The 26210-nt window shown below is 69.0% G+C and carries 26 protein-coding genes; 7 read left to right on the top strand and 19 right to left on the bottom strand.

Features of this window, described 5'->3' with window-relative positions:
- Positions 1 to 276: 276 nt before the first annotated feature.
- Positions 277 to 1224, top strand: coding sequence for a thioesterase family protein (locus tag ACIPQB_RS17625; protein WP_446486556.1), 948 nt, complete (start codon positions 277 to 279; stop codon positions 1222 to 1224).
- Positions 1225 to 1393: 169 nt separating this feature from the next.
- On the opposite strand, the gene ACIPQB_RS17620 is transcribed toward ACIPQB_RS17625, so the two are convergent.
- Both ACIPQB_RS17620 and ACIPQB_RS17615 read right to left on the bottom strand, forming a co-directional pair.
- Complete coding sequence (locus tag ACIPQB_RS17620; protein ID WP_446486555.1) at positions 1394 to 2485, bottom strand: glycosyltransferase family 4 protein; 1092 nt, start codon at positions 2483 to 2485, stop codon at positions 1394 to 1396.
- Positions 2485 to 3309 carry a UDP-2,3-diacylglucosamine diphosphatase gene (locus ACIPQB_RS17615; protein ID WP_446486554.1) on the bottom strand — a complete coding sequence of 275 codons (825 nt, stop codon included), beginning with the start codon at positions 3307 to 3309 and terminating at the stop codon, positions 2485 to 2487. The genes ACIPQB_RS17620 and ACIPQB_RS17615 overlap by 1 nt, the downstream gene beginning before the upstream one ends.
- A gap of 246 nt (positions 3310 to 3555) precedes the next feature.
- Here ACIPQB_RS17615 and ACIPQB_RS17610 point away from each other — a divergent pair, with 246 nt between their 5' ends.
- Positions 3556 to 4185 (top strand): TetR/AcrR family transcriptional regulator, encoded by a 630-nt coding sequence (locus ACIPQB_RS17610; protein WP_446486553.1) that lies wholly within the window; start codon positions 3556 to 3558, stop codon positions 4183 to 4185.
- Positions 4186 to 4226: 41 nt separating this feature from the next.
- On the opposite strand, the gene ACIPQB_RS17605 is transcribed toward ACIPQB_RS17610, so the two are convergent.
- Positions 4227 to 4655 (bottom strand): acyl-CoA thioesterase, encoded by a 429-nt coding sequence (locus ACIPQB_RS17605; protein WP_446486552.1) that lies wholly within the window; start codon positions 4653 to 4655, stop codon positions 4227 to 4229.
- Between the two features lie 2 nt (positions 4656 to 4657).
- Positions 4658 to 4948, bottom strand: a complete 291-nt coding sequence (locus tag ACIPQB_RS17600) for a zinc-finger domain-containing protein (RefSeq protein WP_446486551.1) — start codon at positions 4946 to 4948, stop codon at positions 4658 to 4660.
- Between the two features lie 142 nt (positions 4949 to 5090).
- Here ACIPQB_RS17600 and ACIPQB_RS17595 point away from each other — a divergent pair, with 142 nt between their 5' ends.
- Positions 5091 to 6053: an ABC transporter ATP-binding protein gene (locus tag ACIPQB_RS17595; protein ID WP_446486550.1), complete on the top strand. Its 963-nt coding sequence runs from the start codon at positions 5091 to 5093 to the stop codon at positions 6051 to 6053.
- Between the two features lie 193 nt (positions 6054 to 6246).
- On the opposite strand, the gene ACIPQB_RS17590 is transcribed toward ACIPQB_RS17595, so the two are convergent.
- The 4 genes from ACIPQB_RS17590 to ACIPQB_RS17575 all read right to left on the bottom strand — a co-directional run bounded on the left by ACIPQB_RS17590 (position 6247) and on the right by ACIPQB_RS17575 (position 11299).
- Complete coding sequence (locus ACIPQB_RS17590) at positions 6247 to 7086, bottom strand: bifunctional hydroxymethylpyrimidine kinase/phosphomethylpyrimidine kinase (protein ID WP_446486549.1); 840 nt, start codon at positions 7084 to 7086, stop codon at positions 6247 to 6249.
- Positions 7087 to 7230: 144 nt separating this feature from the next.
- Positions 7231 to 8622 carry an adenosylhomocysteinase gene (gene ahcY, locus ACIPQB_RS17585; RefSeq protein WP_446486548.1) on the bottom strand — a complete coding sequence of 464 codons (1392 nt, stop codon included), beginning with the start codon at positions 8620 to 8622 and terminating at the stop codon, positions 7231 to 7233.
- A gap of 101 nt (positions 8623 to 8723) precedes the next feature.
- Entirely contained in the window at positions 8724 to 9728 is a 1005-nt protein-coding gene (locus ACIPQB_RS17580) for a DUF1176 domain-containing protein (protein WP_446486547.1), read from the bottom strand.
- Between the two features lie 35 nt (positions 9729 to 9763).
- On the bottom strand, positions 9764 to 11299 hold the full coding sequence (locus tag ACIPQB_RS17575) for a CYTH and CHAD domain-containing protein (protein WP_446486546.1): 1536 nt from the start codon (positions 11297 to 11299) through the stop codon (positions 9764 to 9766).
- A gap of 128 nt (positions 11300 to 11427) precedes the next feature.
- Here ACIPQB_RS17575 and bioB point away from each other — a divergent pair, with 128 nt between their 5' ends.
- Entirely contained in the window at positions 11428 to 12435 is a 1008-nt protein-coding gene (gene bioB, locus ACIPQB_RS17570; RefSeq protein WP_446486560.1) for a biotin synthase BioB, read from the top strand.
- Positions 12436 to 12438: 3 nt separating this feature from the next.
- On the opposite strand, the gene ACIPQB_RS17565 is transcribed toward bioB, so the two are convergent.
- The 5 genes from ACIPQB_RS17565 to ACIPQB_RS17545 all read right to left on the bottom strand — a co-directional run bounded on the left by ACIPQB_RS17565 (position 12439) and on the right by ACIPQB_RS17545 (position 15973).
- Positions 12439 to 12717, bottom strand: a complete 279-nt coding sequence (locus ACIPQB_RS17565; protein WP_446486545.1) for an HPr family phosphocarrier protein — start codon at positions 12715 to 12717, stop codon at positions 12439 to 12441.
- Entirely contained in the window at positions 12714 to 13118 is a 405-nt protein-coding gene (locus ACIPQB_RS17560; protein WP_446486544.1) for a PTS sugar transporter subunit IIA, read from the bottom strand. Before ACIPQB_RS17560 ends, ACIPQB_RS17565 begins: the two co-directional genes overlap by 4 nt.
- Positions 13119 to 13192: 74 nt before the next feature.
- Positions 13193 to 13627: an HPr kinase/phosphorylase gene (locus ACIPQB_RS17555; protein ID WP_446486543.1), complete on the bottom strand. Its 435-nt coding sequence runs from the start codon at positions 13625 to 13627 to the stop codon at positions 13193 to 13195.
- Entirely contained in the window at positions 13624 to 15297 is a 1674-nt protein-coding gene (locus ACIPQB_RS17550) for an ATP-binding protein (RefSeq protein WP_446486542.1), read from the bottom strand. The genes ACIPQB_RS17555 and ACIPQB_RS17550 overlap by 4 nt, the downstream gene beginning before the upstream one ends.
- Complete coding sequence (locus tag ACIPQB_RS17545; protein WP_446486541.1) at positions 15266 to 15973, bottom strand: response regulator transcription factor; 708 nt, start codon at positions 15971 to 15973, stop codon at positions 15266 to 15268. The genes ACIPQB_RS17550 and ACIPQB_RS17545 overlap by 32 nt, the downstream gene beginning before the upstream one ends.
- A 242-nt stretch (positions 15974 to 16215) precedes the next feature.
- Here ACIPQB_RS17545 and ACIPQB_RS17540 point away from each other — a divergent pair, with 242 nt between their 5' ends.
- Positions 16216 to 17919 (top strand): hypothetical protein, encoded by a 1704-nt coding sequence (locus ACIPQB_RS17540; protein WP_446486540.1) that lies wholly within the window; start codon positions 16216 to 16218, stop codon positions 17917 to 17919.
- Positions 17920 to 18009: 90 nt separating this feature from the next.
- Here the strand turns inward: ACIPQB_RS17540 and ACIPQB_RS17535 are convergent, their stop codons facing one another.
- The 3 genes from ACIPQB_RS17535 to pseB form a co-directional block, all read right to left on the bottom strand.
- Entirely contained in the window at positions 18010 to 18753 is a 744-nt protein-coding gene (locus tag ACIPQB_RS17535) for a hypothetical protein (protein ID WP_446486539.1), read from the bottom strand.
- Between the two features lie 1597 nt (positions 18754 to 20350).
- Positions 20351 to 21523 (bottom strand): UDP-4-amino-4,6-dideoxy-N-acetyl-beta-L-altrosamine transaminase, encoded by a 1173-nt coding sequence (gene pseC / locus ACIPQB_RS17530; protein ID WP_446486538.1) that lies wholly within the window; start codon positions 21521 to 21523, stop codon positions 20351 to 20353.
- The gene (pseB, locus tag ACIPQB_RS17525) at positions 21523 to 22557 is read right to left on the bottom strand and encodes a UDP-N-acetylglucosamine 4,6-dehydratase (inverting) (protein WP_446486537.1); all 1035 of its coding nucleotides are present in this window, start codon (positions 22555 to 22557) and stop codon (positions 21523 to 21525) included. Before pseB ends, pseC begins: the two co-directional genes overlap by 1 nt.
- 119 nt (positions 22558 to 22676) lie before the next feature.
- Here pseB and ACIPQB_RS17520 point away from each other — a divergent pair, with 119 nt between their 5' ends.
- Complete coding sequence (locus tag ACIPQB_RS17520) at positions 22677 to 23081, top strand: hypothetical protein (RefSeq protein WP_446486536.1); 405 nt, start codon at positions 22677 to 22679, stop codon at positions 23079 to 23081.
- Here the strand turns inward: ACIPQB_RS17520 and ACIPQB_RS17515 are convergent.
- Genes ACIPQB_RS17515 through ACIPQB_RS17505 form a run of 3 tightly spaced genes read right to left on the bottom strand, consistent with a single transcriptional unit; the run spans position 23078 to position 24493 of the window.
- Positions 23078 to 23557 (bottom strand): nucleoside deaminase, encoded by a 480-nt coding sequence (locus ACIPQB_RS17515; RefSeq protein WP_446486535.1) that lies wholly within the window; start codon positions 23555 to 23557, stop codon positions 23078 to 23080. The two genes, ACIPQB_RS17520 and ACIPQB_RS17515, sit on opposite strands and share 4 nt — an antisense overlap.
- The gene (locus ACIPQB_RS17510; protein WP_446486534.1) at positions 23554 to 23979 is read right to left on the bottom strand and encodes a type II toxin-antitoxin system VapC family toxin; all 426 of its coding nucleotides are present in this window, start codon (positions 23977 to 23979) and stop codon (positions 23554 to 23556) included. Before ACIPQB_RS17510 ends, ACIPQB_RS17515 begins: the two co-directional genes overlap by 4 nt.
- A complete protein-coding gene (locus ACIPQB_RS17505; RefSeq protein ID WP_446486533.1) occupies positions 23969 to 24493 on the bottom strand; it encodes a DUF7662 domain-containing protein in 525 nt (174 codons plus the stop codon). The genes ACIPQB_RS17510 and ACIPQB_RS17505 overlap by 11 nt, the downstream gene beginning before the upstream one ends.
- Before the next feature lie 142 nt (positions 24494 to 24635).
- On the opposite strand from ACIPQB_RS17505, the gene ACIPQB_RS17500 reads away from it, so the two are divergent.
- Positions 24636 to 26051: a pseudouridine synthase gene (locus ACIPQB_RS17500; protein ID WP_446486532.1), complete on the top strand. Its 1416-nt coding sequence runs from the start codon at positions 24636 to 24638 to the stop codon at positions 26049 to 26051.
- Positions 26052 to 26210: the final 159 nt, after the last annotated feature.

The raw sequence follows: 26210 nt of genomic DNA, 5'->3' as shown, positions 1-26210 counted from the left end.
TGCATCGCAGACCTCTCGATCAGCTCCTCAAGCCCCCGCCAACTCCAGCCCACGACCCACGACAACTCTCTCTCGACTTGATGACAGCGTGAACCGGACAGCCGTGCCACAAGGGCGGGAATGACGGTGGGTAGGGGAAGATTGCGGATGGCGAGCGAACGCCGCTAGGGTCCGAACACTTTCAATCACCGCTGGACACATAACCATGACGACCGCCGAGAATCTGCCGGGCGTCGAGATCTGGCGCGCCATTCTTGCTGAAGGAAAAGCCGCGCCATGACGACCGCTGAGGATCTGCCGGGCGTCGAGATCTGGCGCGGCGGGGTCAACACCTGGGACTGCGACGAGATGGGGCACATGAACGTGCGCTTCTATGTCTCGCGGGCCATGGAGGGCCTGGCCGGGCTGGCGGCGGAGCTGGGCCTGCCGCACGCCTTCTCGCCCTACGCCAACGCCACCCTGGTGGTGCGCGAGCAGCACATCCGCTTCCTGCGCGAGGCCCACGCCGGCGCGGCCCTGCACATGCTGGGCGGGGTCATCGCGATCTCCGAGACCGAGGCGCGGCTGCTGCAGCTGCTGGTCCACACCGCCACCGGCCAGGTGGCGGCGACCTTCCAGACCACCGTCGCCCACGTCACCCCGCGCGAGGGCGAGGCCTTCCCCTGGCCCGGGGTGGTCCACCAGCGGGCCGAGGCGCTGAAGGTCGAGGTTCCGGACCTGGCGAAGGCCCGCAGCCTCGACCTGTCGCCGTTCACGCCCACCGCCAGCCTGGCCCGGGCCGACCAGCTGGGCCTGACGCGGATCGGCCTGGGAGCCCTGACGCCGACCGATTGCGACGTGTTCGGACGGATGCGGGGCGAACAGTTCATCGGCCGGGTCTCGGACGGGGTCAACGCCTTCATCGCCCCGTTCCGCGACACCGTCGCCGCCCTCGCAGACCCCAAGCCGGCGCGGATCGGCGGGGTGGTGCTGGAATACCGCCTCGCCCAGCTGGCCTGGCCGCGGGCCGGCGACCGGGTCGAACTGCGGTCGGGCCTGGTCGGGGCCGACAGCCGGACCCTGCGCGTCGCCCACTGGATGCTCGACCCGACCACCGGCCGCCCCTGGGCGACCTCGGAAGCCATCGCCGTCACCTTCGACCTCGACGCCCGCAAGCTGGTGCCGATCAGCGATGCGGCCCGGGCGGCCTTGACGGAAAAGGCCGTGGCGGGTTTGGGGCTGTAAGCGGGACCGCTGTTGGCGCCGATCGGGCGCACGGTGGACCTTAGGCGTCCAGCGTGGCGGCATCGCCTTCGTCCTTCGACAGGCTCAGGATGAGGGCTATTTAAAGGGCGGTTCGGTAGAATTCCTCATCCTGAGCCTGTCGAAGGACGAGGAATTCGGCCCACTGCTCCTAAGCCGCCGGCCGACGCCGCAGCCGCGCCAGCCGCCGCAGCCGCCGCCAGAAGCGGGTCTTTTCCGGCTCGGGATAGGGCTGCAGGTTCTTGTAGAACTCTTCGGCGCAGGCCCGCCACGAGAAGCCCTCGGCGAATTTGCGAACTCCGCCATGGTCGATGTCCAGGCACGCCATGCAGGCCTCGGCCAGGCCGTCGGTCTGGCCTGGGGCCAGCACGCCGGCACCGGAGCCGGGGATGATGTCGATCGGCCCCGGGGCCGAGAACGCCGCCACCGGCACCCCGGCGGCCATGGCCTCGAGGATCACCAGGCCGAAGGTGTCGGTCAGGGACGGAAAGCAGAAGACGTCGGCGCAGGCGAAATAGCGGCCCAGCTCTTCGCCGAACTTGGCGCCGGCGAACACCACGTCGGGATATTTCTCGGCCAGCTCCTCGCGCAGCGGGCCGTCGCCGACGATGACCTTGGTGCCGGGCAGGTCGAGGCTGGCGAAGGCCTCGATGTTCTTCTCGACCGCCACGCGGCCGACATTGAGGAAGATCGGCCGGGCCAGGCCCTCGAACATGTCGGGCTCGCCCTCGGCCCGGGGCCGGAACACCTCGGTGTCGACGCCGCGGGTCCAGGGCGAGATGTTGCGGAAGCCGTGACGGATCAGCTCGTCGCGCATGGTCGGGGTGGCGACCATCAGCCGGCCCGACGGCTTGTGGAACCAGCGCATGTAGGTGTAGCCGGCCGACAGCGGCAGCGGCAGCCGGGCCGAGACGTATTCGGGGAACCGGGTGTGGTAGCTGGTCGTGAACGGCAGCTTCCATTCCAGGCAGATGCGGCGGGCGGCCAGGCCGATCGGGCCCTCGGTGGCGATGTGGATCGCCTCCGGCTCGAACGACTTGAAGCGCTCCATCACCGGCTCATAGGCGCCGATGGCCAGCTTGATCTCCGGATAGGTCGGCAGCGGGAAGGTCGGGAACTGGTCGGGGCTGACCACGTCGATCTCGTGCCCCATGGCTCGCAGCTCGGCCATCACCTTGGTGAGGGTCCGAACCACGCCATTGACCTGCGGTTCCCATGCGTCGGTGGCGAGTAGTATCCGCATCAGGCGGCGGCAGGCTCCGGTATCGGGGGCTCGACGGCGAGCGCCCGGGCCCGATCGATCACCGACCAGGACCTCAGCTTGGACCATTCCAGGATTTCGAGCCGTCCGTCCATATGTTCCACCAGGGCGGTGCAGCTTTCGACCCAGTCGCCGTCATTGACATAGAGGATGCCGCCGATATCGCGCATCTCGGCCTTGTGGATGTGGCCGCAGATCACGCCGTCGACGCCGCGCCGACGGGCTTCGTCGGCGACCGCGGCTTCGAAATTCTCGATGAACTGCAGCGCGTTCTTCACCTTGACCTTCAGATAGGCCGACAGACTCCAGTAGCCGAACCCCAGCTTGCGACGCGCGCGATTGAGCAAGGTGTTCAGCATCAGGATGGTCCTATAGGACCAATCGCCCAGGAAGGCGAGCCACTTGGCGTGCTGCACCACCCCGTCGAACTCGTCGCCGTGAACCACCAGATAGCGCTTGCCGTCGGCCGCCTCGTGGATCGCGTCGCGGGCCACCACCACCCCGCCGAAATGGGTGCCGCAGAAGTCGCGGATGCGGTCGTCGTGATTGCCGGGGACGTAGATCACCTCCACCCCCTTGCGGGCCAGGCGCAGGATCTTCTGGACCACGTCGTTGTGGCTCTGGGGCCAGTACCAGCCGCTGCGCAGCTTCCAGCCGTCGACGATGTCGCCGACCAGGTAGAGCTTGTCGCACTCGACGTGGCGGATGAAGTCCAGCAACAGCTCGGCCTGGCAGCCGCGCGTGCCCAGGTGGACGTCGCTGATGAAGATCGAGCGATAGCGGCGGATCTCGATGTCGGTGACCATGTGCTTGCCCCTCAAGCAGTTCGGCTCGGTGTTCAGGAGCCGGTCCCCCCGGACCAGCCGCAGCCCGGTCGGCGGCGTGTGGTCCGGCGATTAAGCTGATTGCATGTCGCTTTCGTGAAACGCCAACGCGGCGACTCGCCGCGGCGACGCCCGAAATTTCACCATCGGCGGCCGTTGTGCGGCATGGCTTGGCGATCGCCGGCCTGCGCTGTTGCGGCGCAACATCGCTCGGACTAGATCAGGGCCATGGACGCCGCCCGCCTCGCCAAGGATACGCCCAAGTCGCTGAAGACGAGGGCGAGGATTCTCGACTGCGCCATGCGGCTGATCGCCGAGATGGGCTACCACGCGGCGACCAATCCGGTGATCGCCGACGCCGCCGGCCTGACCCGCGGGGCGATGCTCTACCACTTCCCGACGCGCGAGGCCCTGGTCGAGGCCGCCGTGGCCCATATCCAGGCCGCGCGCTCGGCCCTGTTCCGCGCCGCCGCCGACGACCTGCCGCCGGGGGCCGACGTCACCGAGCACGCCATCGACAGCTATTGGGACCTGCTGCACACCGTGCCGTTCCTGGCCTTCGCCGAGCTGGAGGCGGCCGGCCGCACCGACCCGGCCGTCCAGGCCCTGCTGGCCCCGGCTCAGGCCGAATTCGACCGCGCCCAGGCCGGCGACCATTTCCTGAAGATCCTGCACGCCGGGGCCGGTCCGCGCTTCCAGGCCAGCCGCGACCTGGCCCGCTTCATGCTCGAGGGCCTGGCCCGCAGCACCCTGACCTATGACAGCGACGCTCGCCGCGAGCGCCTGCTGACCCTGATCAAGCGGGCGACCCACATGCTCAACCGCAAGGGCGACATCCAGGACCTGTGGCCGGACTGACAAGGCCGTCGGGCGGACCGGAGCCGCCGCCGGTCTCGGACCTACGGCAGGGGCCGTGGCTTGCGGTCGTCGCCGATGGCCACGAAGGTGAACACCCCTTGGGTGACCTTGTGGGCCTGCTCGCCGTCGCGGCGGCGGCGCCAGGCCTCGACCTCGACCTTCAGCGAGGTGCGGCCGACATGGACGACCTTGGCGAACAGGCTGACCTCGTCGCCGACGAACACCGGGCTGAGGAAGGTCATGCCGTCGACGGCGATGGTGGCGCAGCGGCCGGCGGCCCGGTGGAAGGCGATCGAGGCCGCCGCCAGGTCCATCTGCGACAGCAGCCAGCCGCCGAAGATGTCGCCCTCGGGATTGGTGTCGGACGGCATGGCGATGGCCCGCAGCACCGGGGCCTCGCGCGGCCATTCGGCCGCCTCCCAGGCCTTAGCGGGGCTTTCGGCGCGCAGCGGCGACAGGGAGTCGGGCATGGCTAGTGCCCGCCCGAGCCCTCGTAGACCCCCGGGGCCAGTTGCTCGTCCTCGTCATGGCCGGCGGCGGTGGCGGCCACGAAGCGGCGGTCGCAATAGGGGCAGTCGACGAAGCCGGCCGCGCCCATCTCCAGCCAGACGCGCGGATGGCCCAGGGCCCCGCCGACGCCGTCGCAGGCGATGCGGTGCGAGCGGACCATGACGGTCTCGGGCGCGGGACCGGCGCCGACCTCGGCGACGAGGGGCTCCATGGCGGTCGGGGCGGTGGACACGGTCTTGGCCTTGCGCGCCATGTTCGAAAACCTTTGAATTCCAGACGCGGCCTTGGCGTGGCGGCGATGCAGGCATACCTATGCGACCTGTCGCGCCGCCGTCAATTCGCAGCGCGGTATTGGCTTTTCTTATCGTCCCCTGCGGGACCTGTCTGGACGCTCCATGGACCTGCCCGCCTACGCGATCGAAGCCGAAGGCCTGTTCAAGACCTATCCCGCCAGCAAGACCGCCCCCGAGAAGCGGGCGCTCAACGGCATCGACCTGAAGGTGCCGCGCGGCTCGATCTTCGGCCTGCTCGGACCCAACGGGGCGGGCAAGTCGACCTTCATCAACATCCTGGCCGGCCTGACCCGCAAGACCTCGGGCACGGTGCGGATCTGGGGCCGCGACATCGACGAGCGGCCCCGCGACGCCCGGGCCGCCATCGGCGTGGTGCCCCAGGAACTGGCCGCCGACGTCTTCTTCACCCCCCGCGAGTCGCTGGAGGTGCAGGCCGGCTTCTACGGCGTGCCCAAGAACGAGCGCCGCACCGACGCCCTGCTCAACGCCCTGGGCCTGGGCGACAAAGCCAACGCCTATGTCCGCCAGCTGTCGGGCGGCATGAAGCGGCGGCTGATGGTGGCCAAGGCCATGGTCCACCACCCGCCGGTGCTGATCCTCGACGAGCCGACCGCCGGGGTCGACGTCGAGCTGCGCCGCCAGCTGTGGCAATATGTGACCGGCCTCAACCAGCTGGGGGTGACCATCGTCCTGACCACCCACTACCTGGAAGAGGCCCAGGAGCTGTGCGACCAGATCGCCATCGTCAACCGCGGCGAGGTCGTGGTCTGCGAGCCGACCGCCACCTTGCTGGGCCGCATGGACGTCCGCAACGTGGTGGTGACGCCCGAGGAGCCGGTCGGCGCCCCGCCGCTGCTGCCGGGCTTCGAGACCAGGCTGCGCGGCGGCGGAGCGTTCTCGGTCTCCTACCGCACCGGCCAGTCCAGCGTCGAGCAGGTGCTGGCGGCGGTCCGCGCCGAGGGCCTGAAGATCCGCGACATCGCCACCGAGGACCCGGACCTGGAGGACGTCTTCGTGTCGCTGACCTATGGCGACCCCAACGCCCGCGACCCGCTGAAGACCTGAGGCATTCGCCACCAATATTGACCCACACTTCCGCTCATCCCGGCGAATGCCGGGACCCAGATCCTATGGTGTTGAGGGTGATTGGAGGGGCTCCGCGCTCTTGGCGTCAGCCCCAAAGCCATTCCATCTGGGTCCCGGCATTCGCCGGGATGAGCGGATATTTGAGTTCGCGCCAACTCAGCCGCCGAACGCCCTAGCCCAAGCGCTCGACGGTCACGCCCGGCGAGGTCTGCTTGATCCGCGCGCCCATGGCCACGATCGGCAGTTCGGGGGCGTTCCAGACATTGGCCGCGATCACCGTCTCGACGACGCCGCCCACCGCCCGGGCCAGGCCGTAGGCCAGGGGCTGGCCCTCGATCATGGCGGCGGCGTAGAGGGCGGTCAGCAGGTCGCCCGTGCCGTTGGGCGCGCCGGCGGCCTTGGGGTGGACGGCCAGCCAGGCCTCGTCGCGGTCGGCATGGACGACGCCGATCTCGTCGCCGCGCCGCACCGACGACACCAGGACCGGCCGGTCCAGAAGGCGGGCGGCGCGGACCGCGGCCTGGGGCTCGCCGGCCTCGGCTCCGGTCAGGCGCTGCAGCTCCCAGGCGTTGCAGGCCACCAGGTCGGCGCGCGGGACCAGCTCGGCGGCGACCGCCTCGGCGACCTCGGCCGGCACATAGAGGCCCTTGCCGTCGTCGCCCAGGGTCGGGTCGACGATCACTGTCGGCCTCTTGGCGTCGGCGCGCGCGGCCCGCACGGCGTCGATGGCCCGGGCGGCGGCCCGCACCTGGGCGGCGCTGGCGAAATAGCCGGTGATCATCAGGTCTGTCAGGCCCAGCAGGCCGTTGGCCGCGATCCCCTCGAGCATGCCCTCGATCACCTCGACCGGGGTCGCCGCCCCGCCGGGCGGTCCCCAGCCGGGATGGCGGCCGTAGAGCACGGTCGGCACCACCATCGCATCGACGCCGAACTGCGCCAGGGCGGCGGCCTGGGCCGAGGCCCCGACCTGGCCGCCGGCGACATGGCTGGAAATGAGCAGGGCGAGCGGCATGGTTAGCGGCTTAGCCGAGCCTTGCGGCCTTGAACAGGCCAAGCGCAACCTTGGCGGCTCCGTGATGCGGATGTCGCTGCAACGCCCAAGAAAAAGGCCCGCCGCTTTCCGCGACGGGCCTCCCGGTTCGCCTGGAAGCGAAGCCTAGTAGCGGTAGTGGTCCGGCTTGAACGGGCCCTTTTCCGGCACGCCGATATAGTCGGCCTGGTCCTTGCGCAGGGTCGACAGCTTGGCGCCCAGCTTCTCCAGGTGGAGGAAGGCGACCTTTTCGTCGAGGTGCTTGGGCAGGGTGTAGACGTCGTTCTTGTAGGCCGTCTTGTTGGTCCACAGCTCGATCTGGGCCAGGGTCTGGTTGGTGAACGAGGCCGACATCACGAACGAGGGGTGGCCGGTGGCGTTGCCCAGGTTCACCAGGCGGCCTTCCGACAGCACGATGATCTTCTTGCCGTCCGGGAACTCGACGTGGTGGACCTGCGGCTTGATCTCGTCCCACTTGAAGTTGCGCAGGCCGGCGATCTGGATCTCGGAATCGAAGTGGCCGATGTTGCAGACGATGGCGTTGTTCTTCATCCGCCGCATGTCGTCGACGGTGATGACGTCCTTGTTGCCGGTGGCGGTGACGAAGATGTCGGCCTTGTCGGCGACGTCCTGCAGGGTCTGGACCTCGTAGCCTTCCATCGCCGCCTGCAGGGCGCAGATCGGGTCGATCTCGGTGACGATCACCCGGGCGCCGCCCTGGCGCAGGCTGGCGGCCGAGCCCTTGCCGACGTCGCCATAGCCGCAGACCACCGCCACCTTGCCCGACAGCATCACGTCGGTGCCGCGGCGGATGGCGTCGACCAGCGATTCCCGGCAGCCGTACAGGTTGTCGAACTTCGACTTGGTGACGCTGTCATTGACGTTGATGGCCGGGAACGGCAGCTCGCCCTTGGCGGCCATCTGGTACAGGCGGTGAACGCCCGTCGTGGTTTCTTCCGACACGCCGCCGATGGCGTCGCGGATGGCGGTGTAGAAGCCCGGCTTCTCGGCCAGATAGCGCTTCATCACCGTGTAGAGGGCTTCTTCTTCCTCGTTCTGCGGATTGTTCAGGATCGTGGGATCCTTCTCGGCCTTGGGGCCCAGCACGCAGAGCAGGGTGGCGTCGCCGCCGTCGTCGAGGATCAGGTTCGGATAGCCGCCGTCATGCCATTCGAAGATCTTGTGGGCGTATTCCCAATACTCGATCAGGTTCTCGCCCTTGAAGGCGAACACCGGCACGCCCGAGGCGGCGATGGCGGCGGCGGCGTGGTCCTGGGTCGAGAAGATGTTGCACGACGCCCAGCGGACCTCGGCGCCCAGGGCGGTCAGGGTCTCGATCAGCACGGCGGTCTGGATGGTCATGTGCAGGCTGCCGGCGATGCGGGCGCCCTTCAGCACCTGGCCCGGGCCGTATTCGGCGCGGGTGGCCATCAGACCGGGCATTTCGGTCTCGGCGATGGCGATTTCCTTGCGGCCGTAATCGGCGAGCGAGATGTCCTTGACGATATAGTCGGCCACGGTCGGCTCCTGCGGGTCGGGGGGATGTCTTGCGCGGTCTATAGCGCGCCGCGACCCTTCTCGCAATTAAGGCATAAGGATTTCTTTATATGCCGGCCGAACTACTGGACCTTGGCGCGGAAGATGACCGGCCAGTCGCCGCCGTAGCCGCGACAGACCGGCATGACTCTCGACTCAGAGAGTTCGAAGGTGTCGCCAGTCCACACCCATTTGCTGGAATTGCCGCAGTCGCCGATTCCGCGCCCCTTGTCGTAAGCGTCCAGGACGCGGGTCTTGGGATCATAGTCGGCATTGGTGGCCAGGCCGTCATCGACGCCCTCCAGCGGAGCCACGCCGGCCCGGCCAGTCTTATCGACGACGATGAACACGGAACTGAAATTATAAGCACCACCGCCGCACGGAATCTGCCAGAGCACCTTGTCGGCCGATAGGCGGAAGGCCTCCGGCTTACCTTCCGAGCCCGGCTCGACTTCGCATCCCGCCAGGGCCTGGACCACCGCCGGCGGCTTGGGCGGCAGCCCGGTCTGGGCAATTGCCGGGGCGGCGTGGAGGACGGGCAGAACCGGCGGCGCGGGAACGCTGGCGGCCGGGTCCGGGCCCTTGGCGATCATGGCGGTCAAAGTGCCGCCCCGCTTTTGCTGGTCATCCACATAGCGCAGGGCCGCAACCATGCCGGCCAGCGACACCTGGCCCAGGTCCTTGTCGCCGGCCCGGATCGACAGAAGCGTCCCGTTGCGTGCGGCGCCCAGCAGCGGTCCCACCTGGGCGCCGGCGAGCACGGTGACAAGGCCGTAGCCATTGTCCGACGCCGCCGCTCGGGTCGTCATGACGGCCCGCCCGTCGATGGCGAGGGTCAGGGACTTGCTCTCGATACTAGCCTCGCCCCCCAGGTCGATCTCAATCCTGGCCGGCGCGCTCGCTTGGCCGGTACGGCTCAGGCGCAACACTGCTGGTAACTCGCTGTCCTCGGACGCGAAGCCGGCGACCTGACAGGTCCGCAGGTTGTCGCAGACCACCGCCCAGTCCTTGAAACTCTGAACGAGTTCCGCCGGCGCGGCGCGGGTGGCGCCTGCCGCCATCACGCCGAGCGCGACAAGGCCGATCACTTGAAGCTTAGGCATGGTCCAGCCCCCCAAAGAAATCACCAGAACCGCCTGGCCTCGGCGAAAGTGACATAGGCGCCCTGGGCGTCGGCCAGCAGCTCGGCCTCGCGGTCGGGACCGCCCGCCGTCAGTCGGCCGGCGGCGAAGGCGGCTTGCGGATTCTCGCAGGCCAGCGCCACGTCGCGGGCCAGGGCCTCGCGCACGGCCAGGTCGTTGAGCAGGCCCAGGGCGTCCTGCAGGTGCTTGGTCGCCTCGACGAAGCGGGCCAGGCGCTTGGGATGGTCGGGGAACAGTCCGCCCAGGTCCTCGACGGCGTAGCGCAGCTTCTTGCCGCGGATGCGCAGGTGATGGCGGTCTTCGGGACTGAGCCCAGCCAGGTCGCGGCCGTCCTTGCGAATCCGGCGGCGGCGCTTGTCCAGCGCCTTGGCGGCGAAGACGGCGGCGGGCTTGTCGCGTCGCTTGGCGAGCCGCCGGTCGGTCGTCCAGGGCCCCGCCTCCAGCCAGGCGGCGGCGTCGATGGCCAGGGCGCGGAAGCGGGCGCTGTCCACCGCCGCCTCGGCCCTGGCGTAGGCCTCCGTCTGGGCCGCCAGCAGCGCCTTGCCGAACGCCGCCAGGGCGAGGGCTTCATCCTGAGCGGCGGGGTCGGGCTCCGCGCCGGCGGGCTCAGGCGCGCCCTGGCCCTCGGCGGCCGGCCGCCAGACATCGGCGATGAACACGTCCAGGTTCCGCGCCGTGCCCAGTTCGTCGGCCAGCCATTTCAGCTCGGCCTTGACCTGGCGGGCGGCCGGGTCGCCGGCCAGGGCCTTGAAGGTCGACAGCAGGGCCCGGAACCGCCGCGCCGCCACCCGCAGCTTGTGCACCCGTTCGGGGCCCGGACGAGCGCGCAGGGCCTCGGCGGCCGCGCACAGCCGGCCCAGGGCGGCGCGGCCCAGGGCCTGCAGCGCCTCGCCGGTGGTCGCGGCCGGATCCAGGACCGGCTCGCCCCGCCGGTCGTCGCCCTCGCCCAGGGCCAGGGCGTAGCCCCGCTCGGCCTTGCTGACCAGGGACAGGCGCAGCGGCGCATGTTCGGCCAGGTCGCGGGCCAGGTCGAACAGCGCCCGCGGCGGACCGGATTTCAGTTCCAGCTCCAGCTCGCTGATCGGAGCCCGGTTCGCGTCGGCGCGCAGCTCGCCCTGGTCGAGGGCCGCTTCGATGGTCGCCCCGTCGCGTTCGACCAGCCGGGTGACGCGGCGGACGTCGGTGGCGAACACCGGGGCCAGGGCGCCGCCATCGATCACCTTGGCGGCCGGGGTCTTGTCGAGCAGGGCGCGGTCCGGCTCGGACCCGGCCACGGCGCTCTCCCATTCGCCGCGGGCGAAGACGCCGCCGGACGAGGCCGATTTCAGGGTCTGCTTGCGGCCGTCCTCGCCGTCGCGGATCCGCAGGCCGAAGCCCGCCTGGCGCAGGGCGTGGTCGGCGGTGTCGAAATAGGTGGCGTTCAGCTGGCGGACCGCCTCCTGGCCCGGCAACCGGGCCAGGATCTCGCTCGCGGCTTCGGGGGCGACCAGGAACTTCAGTTCGATTTCGTGATCCATGCGCCGACTATAGCCGGAGCAGAGGGTTTTGGCTCCGCCCCTGAGCCGCCCGAGGCCGGATCGCAGGACGGATGCCTGCGCCGCGCGCTTGCCAATCGCGGCTGCGGCGTTCAAACCTGCCCGCCATGATGCAGACCAATCTCGCCGAGCCCCGCCACGACTGGACGCTTTCGCAAGTGGAAGCGCTGTTCGACCTGCCGTTCATGGAACTGGTGTTCCAGGCCGCCACCGTGCACCGGGCCTGGTTCGACCCCAGCGAGGTGCAGCTGTCGCAGCTGCTGTCGGTCAAGACCGGCGGCTGCGCCGAGAACTGCGGCTATTGCAGCCAGTCGGCCCACTTCAAGACCGGCCTGAAGGCCGAGAAGCTGCTGGACGCCGAGGTGGTCATCGCCAAGGCTCGCGAAGCCCGCGACGGCGGGGCCCAGCGCTTCTGCATGGGCGCGGCCTGGCGCGAGCTGAAGGACCGCGACCTGCCCAAGCTGGCGGCGATGATCGGCGGGGTGAAGGCCCTGGGCCTGGAGACCTGCGCCACCCTGGGCATGCTGACGCCGAAACAAGCCAAGGAGCTGAAGGACGCCGGCCTCGACTATTATAATCACAACCTCGATACCGGCCCGGAATATTACGGCGAGGTGGTGACCACCCGCACCTACCAGGAACGTTTGGACACCCTGGCCTATGTCCGTGACGCCGGCATGAGCACCTGCTGCGGCGGCATCGTCGGCATGGGCGAGACCCGCCGCGACCGCGCCGGCCTGCTGCGCCAGCTGGCGACCCTGCCCAGCCATCCCGACAGCCTGCCGATCAACGGCCTGGTGCCGGTCAGCGGCACGCCGCTGGGCGACAAGGTGCTGAAGGAAGGCCAGATCGACTCGCTGGAGTTCGTGCGCACGGTCGCGGTGGCCCGCATCGTCTGCCCCAAGTCGATGGTCCGCCTGTCGGCCGGCCGCGACGCCATGAGCCGCGAGCTGCAGACCCTGTGCTTCCTGGCCGGGGCCAATTCGATCTTCGTCGGCGGCAAGCTGCTGACCACCCCCCTGCCCGGCCAGGACGAGGACAGCGCCCTGTTCCAGGACCTGGACCTGCGGCCGATGGGCGTGAAAGCCGCGGCGCCGGAGGCGGTGGCGGCGGAGTAGGCGCTACCGCTCCTCGTCGAACCGGTTCGACACCAGCTCGGCCAGGGCGTCGATGGCTGCGTGGGCTTCGGGACCCTCGGCGGCGATGTCGATGGTCGAGCCGATGCCGGCGGCCAGCATCATCAGGCCCATGATCGAGCGGGCGTCGACGCTGGCGCCGTCGCGGGCCACCGTCACCTCGGCGTCGAAGCCCGAGGCCAGCTTGACGAACTTGGCCGAGGCGCGGGCGTGCAGCCCCCGCTCGTTGACGATCTCGACCGTGCGCGTCGCGACTCGACTCATTTTTCTCCCGCCAGCACGTAGGAGGCCACGGAGATGTATTTGCGTCCAGCCTCCTGCGCATAGGCGACGCAGGCCTGCAGGGTCTCGCGCTGGCGCACGCTGGCCAGCTTGATCAGCATCGGCAGGTTCAGGCCGGCGATCACCTCGGCCTTGGTCTGCTCCATCACCGAAATGGCCAGGTTGCTGGGCGTGCCGCCGAACATGTCGGTCAGCAGAATCACGCCGCCGCCGTCGTCGACCGCGGCGCACGCCTTCAGAATGTCCGACCGGCGACGCTCCATGTCGTCCTCCGGGCCGATACAGATGGCCTGGACCGCGCCTTGCGGGCCCACCACATGCTCCATGGCGGAGACGAACTCCTCCGCCAGACGCCCGTGTGTGACGATCACGAGCCCGATCATGCCTGATCTCTCAACAGGATCCCCTAACCCGTGGCGGCTAGGGAGGCGCCGCGCGGGCCGCCTTGATACGCTTGTTAGCCGGCGACTCCAAGATGCTCCAACATGCGTCTGACTTTCGCCGGGGCGGCGGGCTCGAGCGGCCACAGCGAAAGGATCGGCGTGGCCGCGCCGGCGATCATCTCAAGTTGCGGCTCGGGCATGCGCTCCACCGCCAGGGGGTCCCCGACGCAGCGCACCAGCAGGCGCACGCGGCAGAACGGCAGGCAGGGTTGCGACAAGATCCCTATGCCGCGGGCCTCGATCAGCCCCGCCAGGGCGTCGGGCGCCCGGCCGTAGAGCTGGCCGTTCGAGGTGAACACCAGCGTGTAGTCGTCGGACACCAGGCTGAAGCCCTGGTCCAGGGCCCGCAGCGCCAGGTCGCTCTTGCCGATCCCCGAGGGCCCCTCGATCAGCGCCCCGCGCCATTCGCCGCCGATGCGGCAGGCGATCATGCCGACATGCAGGATCATTCGCGCGCGCCCCCCTGGTGGTGGCCGTGATGATGGGCGCCGGCTTCCGGCAGGTCGACCCGGAAACGCGCCCCGATCACCCGGCCGTCGGCGTCCTTGCGGTTCTCGGCCCGCATCACCCCGCCATGGGCCTCGACGATCTGGCGGGCGATCGACAGCCCCAGGCCCGAATTGCCGCCGAACGCCTTGCCCTTGGGCCGCGACGTGTAGAACCGCTCGAAGATGGTCTCCAGGTTTTCGGGCGGAATGCCCGGCCCGTCGTCGTCGACCGTGACGATCAGCCGGCCATGGTCGCGGGCCAGCACCACTCGCACCTCGCCGTCGGCGGCGCTGAACGAGCGGGCGTTGTCGATCAGGTTGCGGAACACCTGGCCCATCGGCGTCTCGCGGGCCATCACCCGGGCGGCCTGCGGCGCGGCCTTGTTCTCGAAGCTGACCCGCACGCTGCCGGGGGCGTCGCCCGGCCGCAGCTGGGCCTCGTAGAGGTGGATCACCTCCAGCAACAGCAGGTTCAGCTCGAACGACCGCGGCGCCTCGCGCGACAGCTCCGCGTCCAGCCGCGAGGCGTTGGAGATGTCGGTGACCAGCCGGTCCAGGCGGCTGACGTCCTGCTGCAGGATGGCCAACAGCCGCGCCCGGGCGGCGGGGTCGGTCACCAGGTCCAGGGTCTCGATCGCCGAGCGGATCGAGGTCAGCGGGTTCTTGATCTCGTGGGCGACGTCGGCGGCGAAGCGTTCGATGGCGTCCATCCGCTCCGACATCGAGTCGGTCATCTCCTCCAGGGCCCGCGACAGATCGCCCAGCTCGTCCTTGCGGCCGGAAATGTCGGGCAGGGAGATGGCCCGCGCCCCGTCCAGCCGCACCCGGTCAGCGGCCCGGGCCATGCGCAGCACCGGCTGGGCGACCAGGCGATTGAGCAGGAACGACGAGATCAGGGTGGTTACCACGGCAATCAGGGCGAAGGGCAACAGGGCCTTGCGCTCGGCCGAGATGATCTGGTCGACGTCCCCGGCCTCCAGGGTCAGCACCCCCAGCACCGCCCGCACGTGCTGGATCGGGATCGACACCGACACCACCCGCTCGCCGTTCTCGGCCCGGCGGGTGCCGGCCACCGGCGCGCCGAGGCGGGCCTGGGCGATCTCGGCCGCCAGGGCCTCGCGCGCCGCCTCGATCGCCTTGGGCTTGGCGTCGGGATCGCGGGTCGGCAAGCCGAAGGCCGGCTGGCCGGGCTTGTGGGCCGGCGGCAGGACCCGCGACTCCACCCGGTCGGCGACGACATAGGAATCGGCCAGCTGGTTGCCGTCGGCGTCGAACAGCCGGGCCCGCTGCGAGCGCGGGATGAACAGCCCCTGCAGGATGTCGCTGGCCTGGGCGGCCTCCAGCTTCGGCTCGGGGTCGCCGACCGTCGCGGCCAGGTCGATGACATTGGCGATCAGCTCACCCTGGGTGGTCAGGCTGTCGATGCGGGCGTTGATCAGCCCGCTACGCAGTTCATTGAGCACCAGGGCCCCGCCCAGCAGCACGGCCAGGGCCAGGACGTTGAGTCCGATGATCAGCCGGCCGAGGCGCGAGCCCCGGGGCCAGGACCACCGACGCCGGGACGTCTCGCCCGAATCCGAACCGGACTCTCCGGCCCGGTCAGGATTCGCGATAGCGATAGCCGACGCCATAGAGGGTTTCGATGGAATCGAATTCCGGATCGACCTGGCGGAACTTCTTGCGCATCCGCTTGATGTGGCTGTCGATGGTGCGGTCGTCGACATAGACCTGATCGTCGTAGGCGGCGTCCATCAGGTTGTCGCGGCTCTTCACGAAGCCCGGGCGCTGGGCCAGCGACTGCAGCAGCAGGAACTCGGTGACCGTCAGGCGCACCGGCTTGCCGTCCCACAGGCTGTCGTGGCGGGCGGAATCCAGCGTCAGCTTGCCGCGCTTCATGATCTTGGAATTGGCCGAACCCGGGGCGGCGGAGGCGTCCTCCTCCTCCGGACGGGCCCGGCGCAGCACGGCCTTGACCCGCTCCAGCAGCAGGCGCTGGCTGAACGGCTTGTGGATGTAGTCGTCGGCCCCGAGGTTGAAGCCGAGGATCTCGTCGATCTCGTCGTCCTTCGAGGTCAGCATGATCACCGGGATCTCGGTGGTCTGGCGCAGGCGCCGCAGCACCTCCATGCCGTCCATGCGCGGCATCTTGACGTCGAGGATCACCAGGTCGGGGGCCTGGCTCTCGACCGCATCGAGACCGGACGCGCCGTCATAGTAGGCCTTGACCACGTGACCGTGGCTTTCCAGGGCCAGCGAGACCGAAGCGACGATGTTTTCGTCGTCGTCGATGAGAGTGATGTCGGCCATCGAGCCTCATGAGTCCTTTGCACTTGCCGGCCGATACTATCGCCCGCCGTCGTCCGCGACAACGCGCCCCATGCGACACGCTGTCTACATCGCGGGGAGGCAGCCAAGCTTTCCCCGGCCTTTGCGGCTCCAGCATGGCGCCATTGCGACCGGAACGGCGTGCGGCGGGGCGCGGGCGCCGCATGGCAACCTCGCCTTAAGGTCTTGTATCCCATAACGGAAGCTCGGGGAGCCCTTTGCCGATGAGCGATCAAGTCCATTACGAGCTGTTCGTGCGCCGCAAGCCCGGCGCGCAATGGACGCTCGACATGGCGACCGAGGTGCGCACCCACGCCCTGCAGACCGCCGAGGAGGCGCTGGAGCAGGGCCGGGCCATCGCGGTCCGGGTCAGCAAGGAAACCCTCGACCCGGAGAGCCGGGAATACAAGTCGATCTCGATCTTCACCAAGGGCCAGGTCGACGGCGGCAAGCCCAAGAAGGTCCAGGAGGACCTGGATCCGCTCTGCGTCCAACCGGCCGACCTCTACACGGCCCACGCCCGCGACCGCATCGGCCGGCTGCTGGACGCCTGGCTGGCGCGGCACAACGCCACGCCGTTCGAGCTGCTGCACCGTCCCGACCTGGTCGAGAAGCTGGAAGCCTCCGGCACCGACCTGCAGCACGCCCTGCAGAAGATCGCCATCCCCGAGGCCGAGGCCCGGGGCATGTCGGTGCACGAGCTGATCCGCACCTTCCAGGGCCTGGTCGAGCGCACGGTCGCCAACCTGATGAAGGCCTTCAAGAAGGGGGCCCTGCCCAATCTCGACACCGAGGGCTTCGCCAAGGCCGCCGAGCGGCTGTCGGGCGATCCCGACCGCGCCTTCCTGCTCGGCGCCGGGGTGGCCGCCTCGATCGCCCCGGGCAAGAACTGGTCCGAGAAGATCGCCCGCCTGCTCGACCTGGCCGACGCCGCGCCCGAGGATCCCAAGGCTCGCGCCGCCGCCCTGGCGGCGATCGAACAGCCCCTGGCCGAGATCATCGGCTCCAAGGCCGGGATGGCCGACCTGCTGGGCACGGACTGCGACCTCGGCACGACCCTGGCGGCCATGACCCGGCTGGCCGGCGGCGCCCAGGTCGAGGCCCTGATCCGCCTGGAGGCCGGGGTGCGCCACTGCATGCCCGAGCTGTCGGGCGTGGCCAAGCGGCTGAGCGTCTGGCTGACCGGCGACGACTTCCCCGCCGTCCGCGCCTCGATCGCCCACCGGGTGCTCAAGGAACTGAACGGCGTGCGCCGCCTCAAACCCGCAGACGCCGAATCCGAGATCGAGCACCTGCGGGCCCTGGCCATGAGCCTGACCGCCGCCGCCGGCCGCATCCTGCCAGCCGAGGACATCACCAGCGCCTTCACCACCCGCTCCAAGACCCTGCTGAACGGCGAGTTCATCGAGTCCCTGCTCGGCCGCGACCGCTCGTCGCGCGAGGAGGTGCAGATGCTGATCCGCCTGGCCGAGAACGTCATGGGCGCGGTCAACAAGCGCCAGGCCGCCCGCTGGCTGTCGGCCAACATCCAGGCCCTGCGCTTCGAGCGCGAGCTGCGCCAGGGTCCCGATTCCGCCGCCGCCAAGCTGGCCTCCCTGGCCGCCCTGCAGAAGTCGTTGATCCGCTCGGGCCTGGTGATCGAGGACTATGAGCCGCTGTGCGCCAAGCTGGGCGACCTGGGCGGCATGGTCGAGACCGACGCCCGCCTGGTCGCCATGCTGGTCCGCGCCCCGGCGCCGCTGCCCCAGAAGCTGGCCCTGCTGATCAAGCTGGCCATGGGCGAGGCCGGCCCGACCGGCCCGGTCGCCGACAAGGCCCGGATCGAGGCCATGAAACTGGCCCGCACGCCGGAAATCCGCGAGGAACTGGCCGGCTCGCCCGAGACCATGGACCTGCTCAAGGGCCTGGTGCAGCCGAGGGCGGCTTAGAGACCAAGGCGAGGGTCAAGGCCCGCTTTCGACCCTAGTTGGACGTTCCATCTGTGTATGGGGCGATGGCTTGATCCAGCGGATTGACGGTTAGTCCGTTCGCCGCAGAACGTGCTGGAAGTTTTGTCTATCGCTATTGAACATTCCGGCCTGATAGTGCGCGAGGCATTCGGCATCGCCCTTCACCGACCGCCTCACCCCGGCGGCGGTCAGCTTGTCGTCGATGGGCTTGAGGGCCGAGGCCCAACTCGCGGCGTCTTCCATCCTGAACGACAGGCGAGCTTCCCGCTTTCCAGGAAAGGCGACGAGATAGTCCACGCCATATTTGGGTTCGAACCATGAATACTTGCGGTATGTCGAACACCCGCCAGTGATTTCGATCGCTTGCCCCCAGCGCCATCGATCGTGAGGCGCGCCGTCGCGAAGCCACTGGACGCCGTCGATTGTCGCCACCCCGACGTCGCGCCCGCCAAACGAACGATAGACAACGGCTTCAGCGCCAATCAGCGCAGCAAGCCCCAGTACCAAGACGAGGCGCCAGCGTGGACGTAAGGTCGGCAAGAACCTTCGAAATCTGACGCCAAAAGCGCCGGGCACCAAGACGATGGGGGCAAACATCAGCGCTATGCCCACTATGAAAAGCCAGCCCACGTCTTCACGCCACCAGACGATCATTCCGGGCGTCTCGCGGGCGAACGCCTCCATGCGCGGCTCGACGGTAGCGTCGCCCCATCCAATCGCGGCGATGCCACCAATGGTCAGGATTGCTGCCAGAGCAACGCCCGCGATCTTATGGAAGATCAGGTGGCCTTCATCATCTTGGCGTCCAGTCATATAGCCTAGCTACCGCTTCCCGCCTGGCGGGAGAAGCTTGCGCTGGGAGCAGCGGATGATTTTCTGGGAAAGGCTTGCGTCCGACATCCACCCAAGTCGGACTGTGTGAGCGTACCTTGGCAATGGCCCTATCCCGTGGTTCGCTGTCGAAATGGGAAGTAAATCGTCAGGACTTAGGACAGCACCCCGATTGCGAGCGGCGTCAATTGCCATTGTGGCGTTATTGCTCCCGTCTTGTGAGCGAACAAAATGTCCACCTGCCAAGACTCCCCTATTTGAAGGCATCTGGTTGTTTCACTCGCTCAACGGCCAAGTTGGTGCTGGTCCGAACCTGAGTGTAAGCGGTGGCTTGTTCGAGTTAGAAGGTTGCGGGCGATCAATCGGCACGGTTAGCAGTCGGGGGGCAGGCCATGCTCTGACGGGCAGCGAAGCGACGGCATGTACGGAGGAGAATCGGCTTTTGAGTGACAGGCTAATAAGCGTCACCCAAGCCCTCCCAGAAATTCAACTCGTCGCGGACAAAGGTTGTGAGAATGCACGAGCGTTGCAGATCCGGACACTCAAAGACGTAGTGATTTTCTGCGCTCTACCGCCTACCGAAGAATAGAAGGCGCGCCGCTAACGTCCGACGATCACCCGTTGCCGCCCCTTAAAAGGTCCGTTTCCGTCGAAGCCCGCATCCGCCCCGTCGGATGCGGCTGCGCCTTAAAGCCTTGTAGGATCGGAGCTCTGGCGTCTGGCCGCTGGGGCGGAGGATGGAAGGGGCAGGACGGCGCCCGTTAGGTCCGTCCCTCCCCCTCGTGGGGAGGGTGGCGGCGAAGCCGACGGGTGGGGAGCGGTGCAGGGTGGTGGATCATCGGCGGGCTCAGCAGGCCCCACCCGACCCTGGCTCCGCCAGGGCCACCCTCCCCACGAGGGGGAGGGAAGGGATTTCGAGGGGATCGAGACGCCTCCATCCCCGTCCCCACGCCAAGAACCCCAGCAACTTCAACGCCCTGAAAAATAACCACCGTCACCGACGCGCCAGGGCTAAAACCTCCCGCACAATCAAACCTGTCTCCGTCGCGGAGGAGGGCGCTTGGTACCGACCCGAAGCGGCGATGGAGATGGAACCGAGCGGGGCCGCCTGGGCCTGGCGATCGGATCGCGGCGGGTTGCGGGGCTCAGAAGGCTCCAAGGTCCGGCGCGGACGGTGGCGGGACAGGCGGGTCGACGGGGCCGGGAGGTTCAAACCGGCCTGTTCCAGGATCTGTCGGAGTCGCTGACGGCCCCTTCCGGGCGACTTTGATCCTGCCCGTCCGAGGGGGAACGTCGATCGGGATGAAACAGGCCCTCAGTCGCCGTCCCTCGAGAAAAACGGTTCCGCGGAGCGGTCTGTCCACGCCGAAACGCACACACTAACCCCACGGTCTCCGGGCCTGGCCCGGCCGCTCCGCGCCTCCTCATCCACTCGCCGCGAAAGCCCGAGGTCGAAAAGCCGTGTCCGCGCCTGATGCCCCTTCTCGGACGCTCACAACTTCTGCTTTCGGCAACAGTCCGCATCCGCCCCGGACGCGGCCGTTCCGCCGCGGACGGTGGCCGAAGGCAGCAACTTCGCCTACCGCCCCAGCGCCGCCGCCAGCGCCTCGACCACCCGATCGACATCCCCGTCGGCCAGCGCCGGATACAGCGGCAGGGTCAGGCAACGGTCGTACCAAGCGTCCGCCCCGGGCAGGTGCTGCAGGCCGTAGCGGGCGAGGTAGTAGGGCTGGCGATGCACCGGAATGTAGTGGACCTGGCTGCCGACGCCGCGCGCCTTCAGGGCCTCGACCACGGCGCGGCGGGTCGTGCCGGCCGCCGCGAAGTCGACCAGCACGGTCAGCAGGTGCAGGGCCGGGTCCGACCAGGCCGGGCTGTCCGCCAGCCGTACGGTCGGGCCCAGGGCGGCCAAGCGCTCGGCGTAGAGGGCGGACAGGGCCCGGCGGCGGGCCGTGAAGCGATCCAGCTTGGCCAGCTGCGACAGGCCCAGGGCGCAGAGCACGTCGGGCATGCGGTAGTTGAAGCCGAGTTCGCTCATCTCGTACCACCATGGATCGGCCTCCGCCGGACGGACCATGCCGTGGCCGCGCAGGCGGCGGGCCAGGGCCGCCAGGGCCGCGTCATTGGTGGTCAGCATGCCGCCCTCGCCGGTGGCCAGGGTCTTGACCGGATGGAACGAGAAACTGGCGAAGGCCGAATAGGCCCCGTCGCCGACCGGGTGGGCGACGCCGTCGAAGGTTGCGACCGAGCCCAGGGCGTGGGGCGCGTCCTCGACCAGCACCGCCCCGGCCGCGGCGGCCATGGCGCGCAGGGCCGGCAGGTCGCAGACGTCGCCGCGCAGGTGCACCGGCAGCACCGCCCGCACACGGCGGTCGCCCGCCCGGGTCAGGGCCTGGGCCAAGGTGTCGGGAGTCATCAGGCCGCTGGCGGGATCGACGTCGGCGAACACCACCTCGGCCCCGACATAGCGGGCGCAGTTGGCGGTGGCCAGGAAGGTGACGGAGGGGACGATGCAGACCTCGCCGGGGCCGACCCCGAGCGCCAGCATGGCCAGGTGCAGGGTGGCGGTGCCGTTGGCCGCGGCCACGGCGTGCTGCGCCCCGACCTTGGTCTTGAAGGCGGTCTCGAAGGCCTCGACGGTCGGGCCGGTGGTCAGGAAGTCGGCGCGCAGGGCGGCGGCGACCGCCGCCACGTCGTCATCCTCGATGGTCTGGCGGCCATAGGGCAGGAAGGGGACGGCGCTGTCGGCCATCAGGCCTTCTCGGCCAGCATGGCGTCCAGGCCCGCCGCGCTGAGCCAGTCGTCATTGGTGTCGCTGCTGTAGCTGAAGCCCTCGGCCACCGGCCTGGCCCCGTCGGCGGCCGCGAAGCGCTCACGCGGATATTCCACGAAGGTCGGCTCGATCACATAGCGGTCGGCCAGCTCGACGGTGGCGCGGGCGTCGTCGGCGCTGATCATCATCTCGTGCAGCTTCTCGCCGGGGCGGATGCCGATGACCTTGACCCCCGCGTCGGGCGACATCGCCTTGACCAGGTCGGGCATGGTCATGGACGGGATCTTGGGCACGAAGATCTCGCCGCCGCGCATCAGCTCCAGCGACGACAGCACGAACTCGACCCCCTCGTTGAGGGTGATCCAGAACCGGGTCATGCGCAGGTCGGTGATCGGCAGCTCGGTCGCGCCCTGGGCCAGCAGCCGCTTGTAGAGCGGCACGACGCTGCCGCGCGAGCCGACCACATTGCCGTAGCGGACCACTGCAAAGCGGGTGCCGATGTCGCCCGACAGGTTGTTGGCGGCGACGAAGGTCTTGTCCGAAGCCAGCTTGGTGGCGCCGTAGAGATTGATCGGGTTGCAGGCCTTGTCGGTCGACAGGGCGATCACCTGCTGCACGTGGTTGGTCAGGCTGGCCCAGACCACGTTCTCGGCGCCCATGATGTTGGTGTGGATGCACTCGGACGGATTGTACTCGGCGGCCGGCACCTGCTTGAGGGCGGCGGCGTGGATGACGATGTCGACCCCGCGCAGGGCCAGGGTCAGGCGCTGGCGGTCGCGCACGTCGCCGATGAAGAACCGCAGCTTGGCGTAGGTCGCCTCGTCGAACTGCTCGCGCAGTTCCATCTGCATGTCGCTCTGCTTCAATTCGTCGCGGGAATAGATGATCACCTTCCGGGGGCTGGCGCGCCGCAGGACGGTTTCGATGAAACGGCGGCCGAAAGAGCCGGTGCCGCCGGTCACCAGGATGACCTTGCCGTCCAGATCGAGGGTTTTCGGTGAAAAGCGCCCCAAGTTCAGCCTCCTGCGCGCCCGCCGCGCCTGACCGCGCGCGGGCCGATTCATGGTTAACGCCCCTTTGTGCGCGCCAGACGTAAAGAGGACGTCAATCCCGGCATGGCAAAAAGGGACCCATGCGCCGCGCCCTCTTCCTCCCCGTCCTGTCGCTGCTGGCCGCCGCCAGTCTTGCCGCCCCGCCGGCCTTCGCCGGCCATGGCGAGAAGGAAAAGGCCCCGCCGAGCTATTTCGCCCTCGACCCGCTGACCGCCACGGTCATGCGCCGCGACGGCCGGCGCGGGGTGATGACCCTGGAGACCGGCGTCCAGGCGCTGGATCCCAAGCTGATGGAGCGGGCCCAGGCCTCGCAGCCGCGCCTGCGCGCCGCCTTCGCAGAAGTGCTGATGACCTACACCGCCGGCCTGCCGCGCGGCGCGGCGCCGGATCTCGGCTATCTGGGCAATCGCATGCAGGTCGCCGCCGACAAGGTGCTGGGCCGCGCGGGCGCCAAGGTGCTGCTCGGGTCGGCGCTGGTGAACTAGCGCTTCCGCCGTTCCCTGAAAAACCCCCGCAACAGCTCTGCGCTCTCCTGGGCCATCACCCCGCCAGTCACCGCCGGCCGCCAATGGCAGGTGGGCTGGTCGAAGAACCTGGGGCCATGGACCACCGCCCCGCCCTTGGGATCCTCGGCCCCGAACACCACCCGGCCGATCCGCGCGTGGCTGATCGCCCCGGCGCACATGGCGCAGGGCTCGAGCGTCACCACCAGCGTCAGGTCGGTCAGGCGATAGTTGCTCAGGCGCGCGGCGGCGATCCGCAGGGCGGCGATCTCGGCGTGGGCGGTGGGATCGTGGGCGCCGATAGGACCATTGCCGGCCCGGGCCAGGATCTCGCCGGTCGCCGGGTCGAGGATCACGGCCCCGACCGGCGTCTCGCCCCGCGCGGCGGCGGCGCGGGCCTCGTCCAGGGCGATGGCCATGGCGGCTTCGTCGGTGAGCGGGGCGGCGGCGATGGTCAAGGCTCCGAGATCAGGAGGCGGATGGATGCGGCCAACCCGACATCCACCGCCCGTCTGGCAAGGTTCGCGTCGGCGGTGACAAGTGGGAGACGACGCCGCAACGCCACGGCCAGATAGACGGCGTCATAGGCCGAAAAGCCGTAGCGCGTCGCTAGGTCATAGGCGGGCGCCGACAGATCGCTCAAGGCAACCACCTCGTCGATCAACTGCGGAAGCCGTTCAACGGCCGCGCGTGCATCCGCTTCTGGCGCCAGACCCCTCCGCGTGAATCTGGCCGCCACCGACACAAACTCGGCGAAGATCAGGTCCGGCGCGATTCGCCGCGCGCCCGTCTGCAGGAAGGCCAAAGCCACCGCCGACCGTGGCCCTGGAAGAAGCCAGTCCACGGCGACCGAGGCGTCCAGAACGACCTCATCGCTCATCGCTGTCCCGATCCTCGCGGATCAGGTCGACGGCGTCGACCGTTGAACGCGGCGAGGCGTTCTGAAACCACTCGACCATCGCCGCCAGCCGATCATTGGCCAACTGGTCAAGCAGGGCGATACAGGCGCTGGCCCGATCACCACCATGAGTCTTGACGTGCTCATCGAGCATCCGCAGGGCGCGTTCACCAAGCGCTTTCGTGGGCAGGGCAATGGTCTCCTCGTTCTGATGCCGGAAGGGCGACCCTTGCTCGGCAAGGCCGGATCCGACGCTTTCCTTGACGAAGCTGACCTTCCGCGCGGCGAGGTCGAGGGCGGCTGTCTTCCAGCCGGCGTCGAGCCAAGCGGCTGCGTGCGAGTGACCGGCCCTCGTATTCGACCACCAAGCCTGATGGGTGCGAGCGGAGCGCGGCAAGGGAAAGTGCAGGATACGTTCGATCTCTGCGAATTCGAGGCGCACCTCGCCGCGTGAAAACAAGCTCTCCAAGTGTCGCTTCAAAGGCTCGTACTTCATCGCGCGGCCTTCCCAAAAAAGTCGAATATACTTAGTATATCCTGTTCTTGTCGCACCCAGTCAACCTTGATCCCCGCCGCTTTCGGTGCGCATTAGAAACCGCCCATCGTGAGATGCGCCCAGCCCTTCGAAGGACGACGCCATGACCGAGAAATACCAGCCCCACCTGCATGACAACGCCATTCCGGGTCAAGACGACGACGGAGACGGCGCGCGGGTCGCCAAGATGCTGGCCCGGGCCGGCGTGGCCTCGCGGCGCGCGGTCGAGCGACTGATCGAGGACGGGCGGGTGGCCCTGAACGGCGAGGTGCTGACCACCCCGGCCATTCGGGTCCGCCCCGGCGACATCCTGACCGTCGACGGCAAGATGATCGACGAGCCCGAGGCGACGCGCGTCTTCCGCTATCACAAGCCCGCCGGGCTGATGACCACCCACCACGATCCCAAGCAGCGCCCGACGGTGTTCCAGGCCCTGCCGCGCGACCTGCCGCGCCTGATCTCGGTCGGACGCCTGGACCTCAACTCCGAGGGCCTGCTGCTGCTGACCAATGACGGCGCCCTGTCGCGGGCCCTGGAGATGCCGCAGAACGCCTGGGTGCGGCGCTACCGCGCCCGCGCCTTCGGCGACACCACCCAGGCCAAGCTCGACCGGCTGAAGGACGGCGTCACCGTCGAGGGCGTGCGCTACGGCCCGATCGAGGCCCGCCTCGACAAGGCCCAGGACAAGGCCGGCGGCGGCAAGAACATCTGGATCACCCTGACCCTCAGCGAGGGCAAGAACCGCGAAGTGCGGCGGGTGTTGGAATCCATCGGCCTGAAGGTCAACCGCCTGATCCGCCTGTCCTACGGTCCGTTCGCCCTGGGCACGCTGCTGCCGGGCCAGATCGAGGAGGTCGGCCCGCGGGTGATCCGCGAGCTGCTGGAAGGCATCGTCGCCGACGAGAACATGCCCAAGGGCGACAAGCCGCAGTTCATCGGCGTGGCCGATCCGCTGAAGGCGGTCGGCACGGCGGGCGGCGGCGACATGCAGCGGCGCGGCGTGCCCCGCACCAACAAGCTGGCCCAGGTCTCGATCATCACCCCCGAGGAGAAGGTCGAGGAAGAAAAGTTCGTCCGCAAGCCGGGGTGGGCCAAGCCCAAGAAGAAGCCGGCGACCGCCGGCCGCGAGAAGGCGCCGCGGGCCGCCAAGTCGCTCGAGAGCAAGATGATCGGCCCCAAGCCGCTCTCCTACCGCGACGCCGCCGCCAAGCGGGTCCGCGACCGCGACCTGGCCGACAAGAACGCCGCCGACAAGCGGGCCGCCGCCGGCAAGGAGGCCCGTCCGGCCAAGCCGTCCTCCAAGCCGAAGCTCGGGGCGCTGCGGGCCAATGGCTACAAGCCGCTGGCCGAGGGGCCGGCCAAGCCGGCGGGCAAGCCGAGCACGGTCAAGGCGGCGGGAGCCGGCAAGCCCGGCGAACCGGGCAAAGTGTGGTCCAAGCCGGGAATGGCCAAGTCGGCCAGCGACAAGCCGGCCGGTCCCCGTCCGGGCAAGTCCGGACCGCCGCGCGGCAAGCGCTGAGGTCCCCCCCGGCATCAGGTTCCGTCTTGGCCGCTGATCGACGTTGCGACCCTGGCCGTCAGCGATCACGGCGCGCAGGGCGGAGGGGAATAGAAAAGGCGCGGGATCACTCCCGCGCCTTTTCATTGCCGCAGCGTCTCGAAGGGAGGGCCGGAGCCC

The sequence above is a fragment of the Caulobacter sp. LARHSG274 genome, assembly GCF_052871235.1.
The sequence above is the reverse complement of the archived record's forward strand: the minus strand, read 5'-3'. Positions and strand labels throughout refer to the sequence as shown.

What these genes read in the sequence shown, in the direction of transcription:
- pseC (WP_446486538.1), bottom strand. Translation starts at nt 21,523, where the DNA reads ATGGCCGACAGCGCCGTCCCCTTCCTGCCCTATGGCCGCCAGACCATC.
- ACIPQB_RS17540 (WP_446486540.1), top strand. Translation starts at nt 16,216, where the DNA reads ATGAGCGATCAAGTCCATTACGAGCTGTTCGTGCGCCGCAAGCCCGGC.
- ACIPQB_RS17560 (WP_446486544.1), bottom strand. Translation starts at nt 13,118, where the DNA reads ATGATCGGGCTCGTGATCGTCACACACGGGCGTCTGGCGGAGGAGTTC.
- ACIPQB_RS17555 (WP_446486543.1), bottom strand. Translation starts at nt 13,627, where the DNA reads ATGATCCTGCATGTCGGCATGATCGCCTGCCGCATCGGCGGCGAATGG.
- ACIPQB_RS17565 (WP_446486545.1), bottom strand. Translation starts at nt 12,717, where the DNA reads ATGAGTCGAGTCGCGACGCGCACGGTCGAGATCGTCAACGAGCGGGGG.
- ACIPQB_RS17550 (WP_446486542.1), bottom strand. Translation starts at nt 15,297, where the DNA reads ATGGCGTCGGCTATCGCTATCGCGAATCCTGACCGGGCCGGAGAGTCC.
- ACIPQB_RS17575 (WP_446486546.1), bottom strand. Translation starts at nt 11,299, where the DNA reads ATGGATCACGAAATCGAACTGAAGTTCCTGGTCGCCCCCGAAGCCGCG.
- ACIPQB_RS17510 (WP_446486534.1), bottom strand. Translation starts at nt 23,979, where the DNA reads ATGAGCGATGAGGTCGTTCTGGACGCCTCGGTCGCCGTGGACTGGCTT.
- ACIPQB_RS17545 (WP_446486541.1), bottom strand. Translation starts at nt 15,973, where the DNA reads ATGGCCGACATCACTCTCATCGACGACGACGAAAACATCGTCGCTTCG.
- ACIPQB_RS17625 (WP_446486556.1), top strand. Translation starts at nt 277, where the DNA reads ATGACGACCGCTGAGGATCTGCCGGGCGTCGAGATCTGGCGCGGCGGG.
- ACIPQB_RS17605 (WP_446486552.1), bottom strand. Translation starts at nt 4,655, where the DNA reads ATGCCCGACTCCCTGTCGCCGCTGCGCGCCGAAAGCCCCGCTAAGGCC.
- ACIPQB_RS17590 (WP_446486549.1), bottom strand. Translation starts at nt 7,086, where the DNA reads ATGCCGCTCGCCCTGCTCATTTCCAGCCATGTCGCCGGCGGCCAGGTC.
- ACIPQB_RS17520 (WP_446486536.1), top strand. Translation starts at nt 22,677, where the DNA reads ATGCGCCGCGCCCTCTTCCTCCCCGTCCTGTCGCTGCTGGCCGCCGCC.
- ACIPQB_RS17610 (WP_446486553.1), top strand. Translation starts at nt 3,556, where the DNA reads ATGGACGCCGCCCGCCTCGCCAAGGATACGCCCAAGTCGCTGAAGACG.
- bioB (WP_446486560.1), top strand. Translation starts at nt 11,428, where the DNA reads ATGCAGACCAATCTCGCCGAGCCCCGCCACGACTGGACGCTTTCGCAA.
- ACIPQB_RS17500 (WP_446486532.1), top strand. Translation starts at nt 24,636, where the DNA reads ATGACCGAGAAATACCAGCCCCACCTGCATGACAACGCCATTCCGGGT.
- ACIPQB_RS17600 (WP_446486551.1), bottom strand. Translation starts at nt 4,948, where the DNA reads ATGGCGCGCAAGGCCAAGACCGTGTCCACCGCCCCGACCGCCATGGAG.
- ACIPQB_RS17505 (WP_446486533.1), bottom strand. Translation starts at nt 24,493, where the DNA reads ATGAAGTACGAGCCTTTGAAGCGACACTTGGAGAGCTTGTTTTCACGC.
- ACIPQB_RS17615 (WP_446486554.1), bottom strand. Translation starts at nt 3,309, where the DNA reads ATGGTCACCGACATCGAGATCCGCCGCTATCGCTCGATCTTCATCAGC.
- ACIPQB_RS17535 (WP_446486539.1), bottom strand. Translation starts at nt 18,753, where the DNA reads ATGACTGGACGCCAAGATGATGAAGGCCACCTGATCTTCCATAAGATC.
- ACIPQB_RS17595 (WP_446486550.1), top strand. Translation starts at nt 5,091, where the DNA reads ATGGACCTGCCCGCCTACGCGATCGAAGCCGAAGGCCTGTTCAAGACC.
- ACIPQB_RS17620 (WP_446486555.1), bottom strand. Translation starts at nt 2,485, where the DNA reads ATGCGGATACTACTCGCCACCGACGCATGGGAACCGCAGGTCAATGGC.